Origin of the sequence: Chitinophaga sp. CF118 (assembly GCF_900112615.1) — a bacterium.
Lineage (GTDB): Bacteria > Bacteroidota > Bacteroidia > Chitinophagales > Chitinophagaceae > Chitinophaga.
This window is the reverse complement of record NZ_FOMK01000001.1, coordinates 845,259-860,856: the sequence shown is the minus strand read 5'-3', so window position 1 is coordinate 860,856 and position 15,598 is coordinate 845,259. Positions and strand designations below refer to the sequence as shown.

Below are 15,598 nucleotides of genomic sequence, written 5' to 3'. Positions count from 1 at the left end.
CAGCCCCCTGCTAAGAATTATAGCCCATGTAATATCCACGTGACAGCGTGGTAATGGAATCTCTTTGTCTCATTCAACCAGAAATCTAACAAAGTAAATAGGTCTATGAATATAAATGTAAAGACAAATGCCTGTATCTCCAAATTCATGAAAAGAACAACAGCGGGTATGCTCATGTTGTTACTAGCCGGTATTTCCTGCGTCAATGGCGCTTATTCACAAGGTATCCTCAGTAAAAAGATCTCCCTGCAGGCGGATGATGTTAGCCTGAAAATGGTATTGAACCAGATTCGTAATGAGGCAGATGTAAAGTTCGTATACAGCTCCAATCGTATTCCCATGGATAAGAAAGTTTCTGCTTCAGCAGATGGTGAGGAGTTGGGAAAAGTATTGAATAAAATGCTTGGACCACTGGATATTAATTTTGTGGTGAACGATGGCTTTATCATCTTAAAAGATAAATCGCCGGTTATTATTGCTCCCGCCGCAGATACTATCATTAAAGGAAAAATAGTGAGCGAAAACGGAGAACCGTTCCCCGGTTGTACCATTGTAGAGAAAGGTACTTCCAATGGTGTAACCTCTGGCCCGGATGGCTCTTTTACGCTGAAAGTAAAACAGGATGCTACATTGATGATCTCAGCTGTTGGTTATCATGTTACAGAAATAAAAGCGGCAAATGCAGGTACCATTAAACTGCAGGCGGCTGTAAAACAGCTACACGATATAGTAGTAACTGCTGCGGGTATTGCCCGTCAGAAAAATAGTTTGGGCTATTCCGTTAGTACCGTTACTTCCGATAAACTGGCTCAGAAATCTGAACCTGATCCGGTACGTGCTTTAACAGGTAAAGTGGCGGGTGTAAATATCCAATCGGCTGGTGGTGTGGCCGGTGGCGGTACCAATATTACCATTCGCGGTAACTCTTCCCTGAATGGTAATAACCAGCCACTGTTTGTTGTAGATGGGGTGCCCTTCGATAACTCCAGCTTTGCGAATGTAGGATCTGCTACTGTAGGAGGTGCCGGTGTTACCAACCGTGCTTTTGACCTTGACCCGAACAATATTCAGAGCATGACAGTGCTCAAAGGTGCTGCTGCCGCTGCATTATATGGTTCCAGGGCGGCAAATGGTGCCATCATTATCACTACAAAAGCTGGTAAAAAGAAAAGTAGGAAGGGTACTGAGATCACTTACAATACTTCTTATGCTATTGAAGAGGTGGCGGGCCTGCCAGATTATCAGACTAAATATGGTCAGGGAACTAACAACGATTACCGGCAGGGGGTATATGCTTCCTGGGGGCAACCTTTTCAGGGAGTGCAGAGTATGCTGCCTACGAGGGCTACCATACCTCATCAATTAACAAGGCAATTCAGCTCAGCTGTATTTCCACAGTTTTATGAGTCGGATGGCGTAACACCTATTCAGGTGCCGTATAAGTCTTATGCAAAAGAAAATGCTAAAAACTTCTTCAAGACGGGTAGTGTATATGAAAATGCGCTTTCCATTTCTTCCGGTAGTGAAAAAGGTAATTTCAATGCAGGGTTCTCTAATACAGTGAATAAAGGAGTAGTACCTGGAAATGAGATCAAACGTACTTCTGTCAACATTGGTGGTAATATCAAACTGGATAATAAATTTTATGCGAGTGGTTCCATTAACTATGTAACCACCCGGCAGAAAACACCTCCTGTAGGCGGATTGACAGGTTCCATCATGTCTACGCTGATGTATGTACCTACCAGTTACGACTTAACAAGATACCCTTACGAGAATCCAATAGATGGCAGCAACGTATATGATTACACGGGTATAGATAATCCTTACTGGTCTGTTAAGCATAGTCCTAATACCAGCGATGTAGACCGTTATTACGGTAATCTGATTGTGGGCTTTGATCCGTTGCCCTGGCTGAATGTACAGAATACAATTGGTTTTAATGCTTATACAGACAGGCGCATGAGTGTAAGAGGAAAAGGTTCCGCATCTTACTCAAACGGTAGTATTACTACAGATAATATCTACAGGCAGGAACTGGATAACACCTTGTTATTAACAGCTACACATACTATCCGTCCTGATCTGTCACTCCGCGCTATCTTCGGTAATAACGTGAATCAGCGGTTCACGGATCGTAAGGCATTTTATGGTGATAATATCATTGTGGCCGACCTGCACGATATGAATAACACCAGCTCTGTTACAGGTGTACAGCTTACTAATAACAGGAATATACTGAAACAACGCTACTATGCATTCTTCACAGATATCACCCTGGATTATAAAAACTTTGCATCATTGAACCTGGTAGGAAGGAATGATATTTCTTCTACACTACCAGCCAACAACAGAAGCTATTTTTATGGTGGTGTAAACGGATCGCTGGTATTTACAGAAGCACTCCACCTATCTAAAAACGTATTGAACTTTGGTAAGGTAAGAGCTGGTTATACAAAGGTGGGTAATGAGGCTTCTCCTTATCAGACTGCCAATTTCTACCAGATTAATGCCATCCTGGGAGGTTCTACCAATCCTTCAAATGTAGGGTTGCCTTTCACTCCGGCAAATGGAAGCACTTATAATATTGTAACACAGTCCAACTTGCTCACCAACGCCAATTTAAAACCTGAGTTCATTACAGAGTTGGAACTGGGTACAGAATTACAGTTCTTCAATAACCGGATAGGCATTGATTTCACCTATTATAGCAAACGTAGTACTTCCCAGATCTTTGAAGTAACGGCTGCACCTTCTTCCGGTTATACCACACAAATCCTGAACCTGGGAGAAGCTACCAACAAAGGAGTAGAAATAGGATTGAACCTGTCACCTATCCGAACCGATAATGGTTTTAACTGGGACATCAATGCCAACTTTACCCGTAACAGGAACATGATCAAAAACCTGGGTGGTTATGAAAAGTTCAGTTACGGTGGTACTGCTGGTACCAGCAGTGTGCACATCGTAGGCCAGCCTTATGGACTGATCCAGGGAACCGCTTATGCGCGTGATGAGGAGAATAATATACTGATAGATCCCGGTACAGGAAAACCACTGATATCCGGTGCATTGAAAGCAATAGGAAATCCGAATCCTGATTTCATGGTGGGCCTTACCAATACCTTCAGGTTCAGAAGCCTTTCCCTGAATATTTTATTCGACTGGAAACAGGGTGGGCAAATGTATTCCAATACGGTTGGACAGATGTTATCCCGTGGAGTAACCAGGGATACGGAAAACCGTGAATTCCAGACTGTATCTAAAGGAGTGCTGGGTGATGCGAAAACGCTGACTCCATTATTTGATGCCGGAGGAAAGAAGATTCAGAACAACGTAGCCATGTCTTACGAAGATCTCTTCTTTAATAGTGGTATTGGCCCCGGCGGATTAAATGAAGGGTCTGTATTTGATGCCACTGTGTTCCGGTTGCGTGAGATTTCACTGGCATATGAATTACCAAAAAGCTTTTTAGGTAAAACGCCTTTCGGATCTGCTACCATTTCTGTTTCCGGTCGCAACCTATGGTATAATGCGCCCAACTTTCCTAAGTATACCAATTTCGATCCGGAAGTTAGTTCATTGGGTGTAGGTAACTCACAAGGTTATGATAACCTCGCAGTGCCTACTACTAAAAGATTCGGCGTCAACTTAAGGTGTTCTTTCTGATTTGGGATATTGATCAATCAATCTGTCATGTTTATGAATTATAAATACATCACATATACATTCCTGATAGCCGGTATTTCGTTGGTAGCCGGTGCCTGCAAGAAGTTTGTAGATATCAATACAGACCCTAATAATCCAACCACAGCACAGCGGTCCTTACTATTGCCTTCTACCGAAGTCTCTATGGCAGCTAATATGTATCTGCTGAACAGTGGTACATCTACGTTCATGCAGCATGCTGTTTTCTCCGGTGATCTTAGTCGCTATCAGCAACAAGGTACCAGCTTTGACGACTCCTGGAATGGCTTTTACAGCCAGACGCTGAATGACCTGGAGGCAATCATTGCCAGTGGTACAGCGCAGGGCGACTGGGGGTATGTGGCCATAGCAAGGCTGGAAAAAGCATATCTCGTAAGTCTGATGGTGGATATGTGGGGAGATATTCCTTATTCTGAATCTGAAAAGGGACAGGAAACAGTAAGTCCTAAGTTTGATAAAGGCGCTGATATATATGAAAGTGTATTAGTACTGATAGACTCTGCACTCGTAAATGCCGATAAGGTTACAACTGCAACACTGGTACCTGCCTCGTCAGATATGATCTATAGCGGTACTAAAACATCGTGGATCAGCATGGCTAATTCACTGAAATTAAAACTGTATAACCAGATCCGGCTGGTAGATCCTACCCGCTCTGCTACTGCTATACAGGCACTGATCAGTAGTCCTGGTACATTGATAGGAGGTACTACTAATACTAACGCCACTGATTATACTTTTAAGTTCGGTTCTGCACAGAATCCCAACAACCGTCATCCCTGGCATCGTATAGAATACCAGTCTCCCAAAACATTTTACATGTGTCAGTCATTTATTGATCTCCTGTTCAATAACGATGATCCCCGCTTACGGTATTTTATCTATCGTCAGAATGCAACAGCAGGCTTAAATAACTCAACGAACAGCAACGGCTATTATGGCCGTAACCCGGGCGATGGTACAGCAGCTCCCGCAGATCTGAACAGGCGTTCTACCTTTGGAGTGTATCCTGCCGGAGGTTTATACGACAATGCACCTATTAATAATATTCCTGTCACTAATGTATTCCTCACAAATACAGGCGCTACTGCCACATTGAAAGTAGTAGCAACTACAGATGGAACAGGCGCCGGAGTGATCCCGATGATCACAAACGCCATGGTGAAATTTATCCGTGCAGAGGCAGCACTTACCTTAAATACAGGCGATGATGCCAGGCAGAACTTTAGTGATGGCGTTACTGCAAACTTAAATAGCGTAAGCACTTTCGGTGCTGCCAATGGTGGTGTTGCGTTGTCCGCCAGTGCAATCAGTGCATTTAAAGATAAACTGCTCATAGCGTATGACGCGGCAGACGATGCAGGGAAACTTAATATGGTGATGACGCAGAAATATATTGCCACCTATGGAAATGGGATGGAAGCATATAATGATTACCGTAGAACAGCATTGCCGGTATTACGTACACCATTATCACCACTCACTACTTTCCCATTGCGGTTGTATTATTCACAAACGGAATTATCTGCTAATACTAATCTGGGTGATGTAAGTGCTTTACAAATTGCGCAGCAAATCACTCCTGTTTTCTGGGATAAATAAAATCACGGGGCATTAAAATATTAATTATGAGATATCTGTTAGTTACAATATTGATCATATCATTAGGTTTACCTGCTTGTAAAAAGGAGCACTATGAGTGGGAAGATTACCAATATACAGCGGTTCCTGTAGTAACGATAGATACTACTAAAACAGCATTGCCTACACGACAGGCAGGAAAGGTTGCATTCTTCAATCTGAAAGATACGAATGTGGCCAATCAGGAGTTTGCGTTCTCATTGGATTGGGTGGGATTTGATAAAGCAACTGTTACCTCTATAGAAGTATATACTACCTACAATAAAGCAGAATCAAGTGTGCCTCCATATCCTTTGGTGATTTCATCTCCGGGTAATCAATATACCAGTATCGCACAGTTTCCGCTGCCAAGCATAGTAGGCTCGGGTGAGTTGCTATATGAAACAGTAACAACCTTTCCCAAAACATTCTCCTTTACAGCTGCACAACTGGCTGCGATCAATAACGTTGATCTCAGTACTGTAAAGACGAATGATTATTTCTTATTCAAGTTCATACTCAATTTGGGAGATGGCAGTAGAATAGTAAGTTTTTATAACAATATTTGTGATGAAGCACGTGGAGAACCCGGTGATTGCAGGGTAGGTGTAAGGTTTAAAAATCAATAGTTCCGTTCTGAAATACAAATAACTATGCGTATTGTAAAAAATGTTTCACTTTCATTCGCTCTGATAACTGCGGCCCTGGGCATTCGTGCCCAGGATAAGCCCGCAGCTAAATACACTGCAGAGATCAAAACAATTACTGATAAGGCAGTGGTAAAAAAGGCATTACAGACCATTATCGACCTGGAGCCACAAACGTTAAGCAATCATATCTTATTGACTGAAATTCCGGCACCTCCTTACAAAGAATCAGTACGGGCAGAAAAGTATGCAGCTATGTTGAAAGATGCGGGTGTTGATTCTGTATGGATTGATAATGTGGGTAATGTGATCGGTAAGCGGAAAGGTAAAGGCGGAAAGAAAACAGTGGTCATGGAAGGACATATGGATACGGTGTTCCCGGAAGGGACAGACGTGAAGATCGTACACAAAGGCGATACGCTGTATGCGCCCGGTGTATGTGATGATACAAGAGCATTGGCTGTTGTATTGACCGTCGTAAAAGCACTTGAAAAAACAGGAATTGAAACTGATGCAGATGTATTGTTCATTGGTACTGTAGGTGAAGAAGGACAAGGAGATCTGCGCGGCGTAAAGAATTTGTTCAGTGAAAAAGGACCGGGGAAAATAGATAGTTATATCGCGATTGACGGATGGGAAAGTACGCATATTACACACCGGGCACTGGGTTCTCATCGCTATCGTATAACCTTTAATGGCCCGGGAGGTCATTCGTCCTATAACTTTGGCTTTGCCAATCCGCACAATGCTTTAGGTCGCGCTATTCATTACTGGTCTGCAGGAGCAGATTCATTATCGCTGTTGCCAGGTGTAAGGGTTACTTACAATGTAGGTGTAATAGGGGGAGGTACTTCTGTCAATTCCATTCCTTTTGAATCATGGATGGAAGTAGACATGCGTTCTGAAAGTCCGGAACGTGTGGCCGGTATGGACAAACTATTACAGGATGCGGTACAGCGGGCACTTGTGGAAGAGAACAAAATGAAGCATAGTGGTAATGACCTGACAGTAATGGTGAAGCTGATAGGAGACCGTCCTTCCGGAGGACTGGATTCCACATTGCCGGTCATTCAGCGGGCGATGGCCGTTATCCGGTACGAAGGCGGAACGCCTAAATTGACCGAGGGTTCTACCAATTCAAACATTCCTATCTCAAAAGGTATTCCCGCAATAACGATTGGTGTAGGTGGCAATGCGGGTAATCCGCATGCATTGAAAGAATGGTGGGTGAATGATAATGGTGCATTGGCAATACAACAGGCATTACTGATCTTACTATCAGAAGCCGGTATTGCAAAATAACATCGCTTTCGATCCAACTTCCGGGGTGAGTGCCTCCGGAAAAAAATACAGCAATTTTATCTAATCGAAATCAGGTCTAATGAAGAAGAAAATCTATAGTATGTTAACCTTACTGCTATTATGCATAGCAACGGTCCGGGCCCAGACAATTCCTTCTCCTAAAGAGCATTTTGGTTTCAATATCGGCGACGATTATCAACTGGCTACCTACACTCAAACGGAAGCCTACTTTAAGAAACTGGCGGCATCAGATCGCGCAAAACTGGTGGATATTGGTCTTACAGAAGAAGGACGGCATCAGTATATGCTGATCGTTTCTTCTCCCGAGAATATGAAGCAGTTGGAGAAATATAAAGCGATCTCACAACGGCTGGCACATGCAGAAGGATTAACAGATGAACAGGCCCGCAGTCTGGCTGCTGAAGGGAAGTCCGTAATATGGATAGATGGAGGTTTACATGCTACTGAAGTAGTGGGTACACATCAGCTGATTGAAACCATGTACCAGCTGGTAAGCCGCAATGACCAGGAAACGTTGGACATACTGAAGAATGATATCATCCTGCTTACGCATGCTAATCCTGACGGACAGGAGCTGGTGACTAACTGGTATATGCGTACGGAAGATCCGAAGAAACGTGCAACGAACATTCCCCGCCTGTATGAAAAATATGTAGGGCATGATAACAACCGTGACTTCTATATGATGAACATGAAGGAGTCGCAGAACATCAGTCGCCAGTTATATGTGGAATGGATCCCGCAGATCATGTATAACCATCATCAACGTGGTCCTAATGGTTCAGTACTGGCAGGTCCTCCTTATCGCGATCCTTTCAACCATGTCTTTGATCCATTAATTGTAACCAGTATTGATGCAGTTGGCGCTGCCATGAACAACCGGCTGAATGTAGAAGGTAAGCCTGGTTACACTCAGCGTGCAGGTTCACAGTTCTCCACCTGGTGGAACGGTGGCCTGCGTACTGCACCTTATTTTCATAACATGATAGGGTTGCTCACAGAGATCATTGGCGGGCCTACGCCTGAAACAGTACCACTGGTTCCTGAAAGATTGATTCCTAATGGAGCCACGCCTAACCCTATAGCTCCGCAGGAATGGCACTTCAGACAGTCGATCGATTATTCCGTATCACTGAACTATGCAGTGTTGGATTATGCAGCACGTTATCGCAGTGAGTTGTTGTATAATATTTACAAGATGGGTAAGAATGCTATTACACGGGGTAGCAGTGATCACTGGACTTTCTATCCCCGTTATATAGATTCTATCCAAACCGCTTATAAAAGGAACAAAAAAGATACAGTAAAGGACAAAGAATCGACAGGAGAATATACATTAGGAAAAGAAGATACAATTGCATCAAAATATTATGCAGCCGTATTGAAAGAACCTGCTTATCGTGATGCACGTGCATATATTATTTCAGCAGATCAGCCGGACTTTCCAACTGCCGTTAAATTCATTAATGCGTTGAGTCGTTCCGGAATCGCCATACAAAAAGCCACAACTGAATTTACTGTAGCTGGTAAAAAATATCCTGGGGGCTCTTACATTGTGAAAACTGCGCAGGCTTTCCGCCCGCATGTGATAGACATGTTTGAGCCACAGGATCATCCTAATGATTTTCAGTATGCAGGTGGCCCGCCTGTACGTCCTTATGATGCAGCAGGATGGACGCTGGCCTTCCAGATGGGAGTACAGTTTGACCGGATCCTGGATAACGTGGACGGGCCATTCACTCAGTTACCTTATGGAGAAATTGAACAACCACCTGCAAGTACTTTTGCTGTTTCCAAAACAGGATATCTGCTGAGCCCTGCGGTAAACAATGCATTCATTGTTGTGAACGACCTGCTTAAAGCCGGAGTTAAAGTATCCCGTTTGCCAAAGGATGGCGCATTTTATATTCCTGCTACTGCAAAAGCACAGGAGATATTGAATACTGCTGCTGCAACATTGGGCATGACTGTACAAAATGCCAGTACCCGCCCGGAACAATTGAAGCCTGTTTCCCCTATGCGTATTGCTATCTGGAATACTTATGGTGGTTCTATTCCTGCGGGGTGGTTAAGCTGGCTGATGGAGCAATATCATTACGATTATAAAATGGTATACTCACAGGAAATTGATGCAGGTGCGCTGCGCAAAAAATATGATATGATTATCTTTGTAACCGGCGCCATTCCTGATACAGGTAAACCGAAAAAGTCTGAATACTCATTTGGCAAGCTTCCCAAACCCGAAGAGCTGACAGCGGAGTTCAAACCGTGGCTGGGAAGAATCAGCAAGGATACATCTATTCCCCAGTTAAAAACTTTCCTTGAAGCAGGCGGACAGATAGTAACGATCGGTAGCAGTACTAATCTTGCTTATCACTTAAAGTTGCCTGTTGAAAATGCGTTGGTTGAAAAGAATGGTAAAGGAGAATTAAAACCACTGGCAGGCGCTAAATATTATATTCCAGGTAGCCTGTTAACCGCAGATCTGGATACAACTGCTGCTGAGAACTGGGGTATGCATGCAAAAAATGATGTGTACTTTGAACGTAGTCCTGTATTTAAAATTACACCTGGCAGTAACATAAAAAAACTGATGTGGTTTTCTACCGGCACACCGCTGCATAGCGGATGGGCATGGGGACAAAACTATCTGAAAGATGGTGTGGCAGCCTTCTCTGTACCAGTGGGTGCAGGCAAGTTGTATGCCTTCGGACCTGAAATTACTTTCCGCGGACAATCACACAGTACCTTTAAATTGTTGTTTAATCAATTGTACAAATAACGCGTGTTCATCATTTAACATGATTTCATGAAATACTATCTTCTTCCAATACTCTGTTGCCTGTCTTCTTTAACGATGGGGCAGAACAAAGATAAAGCAGCGCTGGTATCCTATCTGGACCAGCATACACCAGAATATAGCACCATTGCAAAAAAGATCTGGGGCTTTGCAGAAGTAGGTTACCAGGAGCAGAAAAGTTCTGCTCTGCTACAGGAAACGCTGCAGCAGGAAGGCTTTACTGTAAAAGCAGGTATTGCTGATATTCCTACTGCCTTCATGGCTAGTTATGGAAGCGGAGAACCGGTAATTGGTATTCTCGCTGAGTATGATGCATTACCTGGATTATCACAGGTAGATGAGCCAGAGCAAAAAGCTATAACAGATGGAGGAGCAGGACATGGCTGCGGTCATAACCTGTTTGGTACAGCTTCTGTAGCAGCAGCTATTAGTATAAAGAACTGGTTAAAGAACTCCGGCGCAAAAGGTACGATCCGTTTGTATGGTTGTCCTGCAGAAGAAGGTGGCTCCGGTAAAGTATATATGGTAAGAGCAGGATTGTTTGATGATGTAAGTGCTGTATTACACTGGCATCCCGGCAATGAAAACTCTGCTGATATATTTCCCTGGTTGTCTAACAAAAATGCAAAATTCAGATTTTACGGAGTTGCTTCACATGCCGCTGGTGCACCAGAAAAAGGACGCTCAGCACTCGATGCAGTAGAGGCAATGGACTATATGGTGAATATGATGCGGGAGCATGTACCCGAAGAAACACGTATTCACTATGTGATCACCAAAGGAGGTGACGCTCCGAATGTAGTACCAGCATTTGCAGAAGTGTATTATTATGTGCGTCACCCGGATATGCAGGTAGTGAAAGATATATGGGAAAGGATGGTGAAAGCCGCAGAAGGTGCAGCTATGGGTACTGGCACACGTATGAACTATGAAGTGATCGGAGGTGTATATAACATGTTGCCGAATGAAACTTTATCGAAGCTGATGGATAGTAATCTGCATACCGTTGGCGGTTTTACTTATACAACTGCTGAAAGGGATTTTGCTACGAAAATTCAGTCTACCCTGATAGACAAAACACATCTTCCTGATCTTGATAAAGCTACTTCTACCGTACAACCGTTTAAGGTAGAAAAATCAGGAGGAATTGGATCTTCAGATGTTGCAGATGTGAGCTGGGTAGCACCTACTGCAGGTATATCCACAGCGACCTTTGTACCAGGATCTTCTGGACATAGCTGGCAGAATGTAGCAGCTGCGGGTAATAGTATAGGCGCGAAAGGAATGATGATTGCAGCGAAAACATTAGCATTAACAGCCTATGATCTGTTTAATAATCCTGCAGCTTTAACAGCTGCAAAGCAGGAGTTGAAAAAAAGACAAGGACCTGATTTTAAATATGAGGCCATGCTGGGCAATCGTGCACCCGCTTTGGATTATCGCAAAAAATAACCCGCTTTATGAAAAGTAAACTTTCCGTCTTATGGATAGTAACGGCATTGTTATGTGCTGATGTATCTGTTGCACAAACAATTCCTACTCCCAAACAGCACTTCGGTTTTAATATCGGAGATGATTATCAGTTGGCCACTTATACACAGACTGCTGCTTATTTTGAGAAGCTGGGGGCCACGTCAGACAGGGTAAAGCTGGTAGACATTGGCTTAACAGAAGAAGGACGGCACCAATATATGCTCGTAGTTTCTTCTCCTGAAAACATTAAACACCTGGAGCGTTATAAACAGATCTCCCAGCAGTTGGCAAGGGCTGAAGACCTCACAGAACAACAGGCACACGCACTTGCCACAGAAGGTAAGGCAGTGGTATGGATTGACGGTGGATTGCATGCTACAGAAGTAGTGGGTACACATCAGCTGATAGAAACAGCTTGGCAGCTGGTAAGTCGCAAAGATCCTGAAACGCTGCGCATCCTGGATAACGTAATCATCCTGATGACACATGCTAATCCTGACGGACAGGAATTGGTAACCAACTGGTACATGCGTAATGCAGATACATTGAAAAGATCTACAGAACAATTACCGGTGCTGTATGAGAAATATATTGGTCATGATAACAACCGTGATTTCTATATCATGAACATGAAAGAAAGCAGCAACATGGGAAAACAACTTTTTCTGGAGTGGATGCCGCAGATCATGTACAATCATCACCAACGCGGACCGGAAGGTTCTGTCCTGGCAGGACCTCCCTACCGCGATCCTTTCAACTATGTGTTTGATCCTTTAATGATCACTGGTATTGATGCTTTGGGAGCCGCTATGTATAACCGTCTCAATGTGGAAGATAAACCCGGTTACACCCGCCTGAACGGGTCCAGCTTTTCTACCTGGTACAATGGCGGTTTACGCACTACTACACAGTACCACAATATGATTGGTCTGCTTACAGAGATCATTGGTAATCCTACTCCTGAAAAGATCCCGGTAGTACCCCAACGCCTGATTCCAAACGGAGCTACGCCAAACCCGGTAACGCCGCAGGATAACTGGCATTTCAGAAGATCTATTGATTATTCCGTATCCCTGAATTATTCTGTATTGGATTATGCAGCACGCCAGCGCGACGAAGTATTGTACAACATCTATAAGATGGGAAAGAATGCGATAGACAGGGGAAACAAAGATTCCTGGACACTTTCTCCCAAACGTGCCGACGCTATTACTGCAGCATATAAGAAAGATAAAAAAGACACGACAAAGGATGATGGCAGTGACCCATATGGTTGGATGAAGAGAGGCAACAACATTCCAATGTCTTACTACGATGCAGTGTATAAAAATCCAGCGGAAAGAGATCCGCGTGGGTATGTTATTTCTGCTGATCAGCCGGATTTTGCAACAGCTGTGAAGTTCATCAATGCATTGATCAAAGCAGGTATTAGTGTACACAAGGCAACGGATTCTTTTACTATAGCAGGTAAACATTATCCTGCCGGATCTTATATTGTGAAAACAGCGCAGGCATTTCGTCCGCATGTGCTGGATATGTTTGAACCACAGGATCATCCTAACGATTTCCAATATCCCGGTGGTCCTCCTATTCGTCCGTATGATGCAGCCGGATGGACACTCGCTTTCCAGATGGGTGTTCAGTACGATCGGTTACTGGATGCTTTTGACGGACCTTTTCAGCGTCTGCCTTACGGTGAATTACAGCAAATGCCAAAAGCTACTATTGCTACAGCTTCGGGCTACCTGTTAAGTCCCCACGCTAACAACTCATTCATTGCAGTCAACGACCTGCTGAAAGCGGGCGTAAAAGTATATCGCCTTACAGAAGGAACGGCTGATTATGCTGCCGGAACCTTCTATATTCCTGCAGCGGGTAAAGCGATATTGCAACAATCTGCCGTGCAGCCTGTTGGCATTAGCAAAAAGCCCAAAGGAATGGAACCTGTTTCCGCTATGCGTATTGCCCTTTGGGATAATTACGGGGGTTCTATACCTTCCGGCTGGATCCGCTGGATTATGGAGCAATATCATTTTCCGGTAGAGGTGATCTATCCGCAGGATATTGATTCCGGCAATCTGCGTAAAAAATATGATGCCATCATCTTTGTAACCCGTGCTATTCCGCCTGTATCAGGAGTAGAGCCTAACCGTTATGGATGGGCAGAGAAGCCTCCGGTAAAAGAAGAGATTCCTGAAAAGTACCGGCGTATGATGGGCAAGATCTCGAAAGATACTTCTGTGCCTAAACTGAAAGAATTCCTGGAAGCAGGAGGTACTATCATCACCATTGGCACCAGCACTAATCTTGCTTACCATATGGAGCTACCTGTCCATAATGCATTAGTGGACGACAAAACAGGTAAGCCTTTACCTGGTACGAAATATTTTGTACCCGGCAGCATTCTGCAGGTAGCATTCGACAGTACACAAACCGCTGGTTGGGGAATGCCTTCTGTGGGGGATATTAATTTCGATAACAGTCCGGTGTTTAAGCTGGATGCCACAGCAGCAGAAAAGGGAGTGAAGCCTATAGCCTGGTTTACAACGGATAAGCCTTTACGCAGTGGCTGGGCCTGGGGACAGGCTTACCTGAAAGATGGAGTAGCTGCATTTGTTGCACCAGTAGGAAAAGGAACACTTTATGCTTTTGGTCCTGAAATCACTTTCCGCGGGCAATCACATAGTACATTTAAATTGCTGTTTAATGGATTATACACTGTTAAATAACGAATAATCTCTTCCCTCAATGAAAATACAGCCGTCACGCTCCGTTAAAAGAGATGTGACGGCTGTTTGATTTAATGCACGAAAGTGGTAAGTTGCATTAGATAGGAAAAGTTATGAAGAAGCATAAAAAGGATATCATTCAACTGGGCGTACTATTATTGGTGCTTATCGGATATGTATATGGAAACACAATTTGGTATAAATTATTCCCCACTGCCGATCAATACGGTGTAAAATTCAATAAGGAAAGAATACGCCGCGGCATTTTGCCACTACCAGGCAACTGGACTACTGCGAATGATGAAAAGGAAACTAAAGTCTGGTTCCCTCCGAAGAGCGATATCAACAGTATACACAGGGGAATGAAGGTGGTAGGAGTGGCATATGACCGGATAAAATATGAAAATGACTTTATCCTGAAACCACTGCCCAACAAAGAAGAACTGGCTCTCAATTATCGTTATGATACCACTCCCTCATGGACATATACTTTCAGTAGTTCATTAACGAATCAAAGACCAAATGTGATTACCAGGGAGCAAGTGGATAGTATTCTGAAAGCCTGGGATTTTCATATAGATTCATCTGGCAAGGCTACTTCAAGGAATTAATTTACTTCCTGTTTGGAAATGAATTTGAACTCTATTTATAAAAATGACTGAGATTAAATTATTAGAACAGGCCTTACATTCTTTCACCGGAATGGATGAAAAGGAATTTGCTTTATCGATTCCGTTCTGGCAGGTGAAGCAATACAAAAAGGGAGAGTACTATAATGAATACAAGAATGTTTGTAAGCATCTCGGTTTTATCATCAATGGTATTTTTCGTACTTACTATTTGAATGAAGAAACGGGGGAGGAGAAGAATATATTATTCTATACTGATAACCAGATTGTTGCCGCCTATAAAAGTTTCATCAATCAAACACCTTGTAACTATTATACTGAGTGTATGGTTGATTCCACTATTATATACATCCATATTAATCATCTGCAGGAACTTTATCAGCAGTCGCATCAATGGGAACGCTTTGGCAGGTATGTGGTAGAAATGGGTTTCAACCTGATTATGAATCGTACGGAAGACATCTTATTTAAAACTCCCGAGCAGCGATATGTGGAGTTACTGAAGTTACATCCCAATATCTTCAATACAGTACCACTTTATCATATAGCCTCTTATCTTGGTATCCAGGGGCCATCCCTCAGCCGTATCCGGAAAAGAATGCTTAGCAAGGGATAATCACCAATTTATACATGGTTTTCATAATATTTTGATTTTCTCCTGCTTTAAAA

General features: G+C 43.4%; 9 protein-coding genes. All 9 read left to right on the top strand.

What is annotated here, in order from left to right:
• Positions 1 to 147 precede the first annotated feature (147 nt).
• The 9 genes from BM176_RS03330 to BM176_RS03290 all read left to right on the top strand — a co-directional run bounded on the left by BM176_RS03330 (position 148) and on the right by BM176_RS03290 (position 15,545).
• On the top strand, positions 148 to 3,669 hold the full coding sequence (locus BM176_RS03330; protein ID WP_255373422.1) for a SusC/RagA family TonB-linked outer membrane protein: 3,522 nt from the start codon (positions 148 to 150) through the stop codon (positions 3,667 to 3,669).
• Positions 3,670 to 3,702: 33 nt separating this feature from the next.
• Positions 3,703 to 5,310 carry a SusD/RagB family nutrient-binding outer membrane lipoprotein gene (locus BM176_RS03325; RefSeq protein WP_090101589.1) on the top strand — a complete coding sequence of 536 codons (1,608 nt, stop codon included), beginning with the start codon at positions 3,703 to 3,705 and terminating at the stop codon, positions 5,308 to 5,310.
• A gap of 26 nt (positions 5,311 to 5,336) precedes the next feature.
• Positions 5,337 to 5,957, top strand: a complete 621-nt coding sequence (locus tag BM176_RS03320; RefSeq protein WP_090099515.1) for a hypothetical protein — start codon at positions 5,337 to 5,339, stop codon at positions 5,955 to 5,957.
• Positions 5,958 to 5,981: 24 nt separating this feature from the next.
• Positions 5,982 to 7,277, top strand: a complete 1,296-nt coding sequence (locus BM176_RS03315; protein WP_090099513.1) for a M20/M25/M40 family metallo-hydrolase — start codon at positions 5,982 to 5,984, stop codon at positions 7,275 to 7,277.
• Positions 7,278 to 7,356: 79 nt separating this feature from the next.
• Entirely contained in the window at positions 7,357 to 10,080 is a 2,724-nt protein-coding gene (locus tag BM176_RS03310) for a M14 family metallopeptidase (RefSeq protein WP_090099511.1), read from the top strand.
• Positions 10,081 to 10,107: 27 nt separating this feature from the next.
• Positions 10,108 to 11,550, top strand: coding sequence for an amidohydrolase (locus BM176_RS03305; RefSeq protein ID WP_090099509.1), 1,443 nt, complete (start codon positions 10,108 to 10,110; stop codon positions 11,548 to 11,550).
• 8 nt (positions 11,551 to 11,558) lie between these two features.
• Positions 11,559 to 14,300, top strand: a complete 2,742-nt coding sequence (locus tag BM176_RS03300; protein ID WP_090099507.1) for a M14 family metallopeptidase — start codon at positions 11,559 to 11,561, stop codon at positions 14,298 to 14,300.
• Positions 14,301 to 14,413: 113 nt separating this feature from the next.
• Positions 14,414 to 14,911 (top strand): hypothetical protein, encoded by a 498-nt coding sequence (locus BM176_RS03295; RefSeq protein ID WP_090099505.1) that lies wholly within the window; start codon positions 14,414 to 14,416, stop codon positions 14,909 to 14,911.
• Positions 14,912 to 14,954: 43 nt separating this feature from the next.
• Positions 14,955 to 15,545, top strand: a complete 591-nt coding sequence (locus BM176_RS03290; protein WP_090099503.1) for a Crp/Fnr family transcriptional regulator — start codon at positions 14,955 to 14,957, stop codon at positions 15,543 to 15,545.
• Positions 15,546 to 15,598 lie beyond the last annotated feature (53 nt).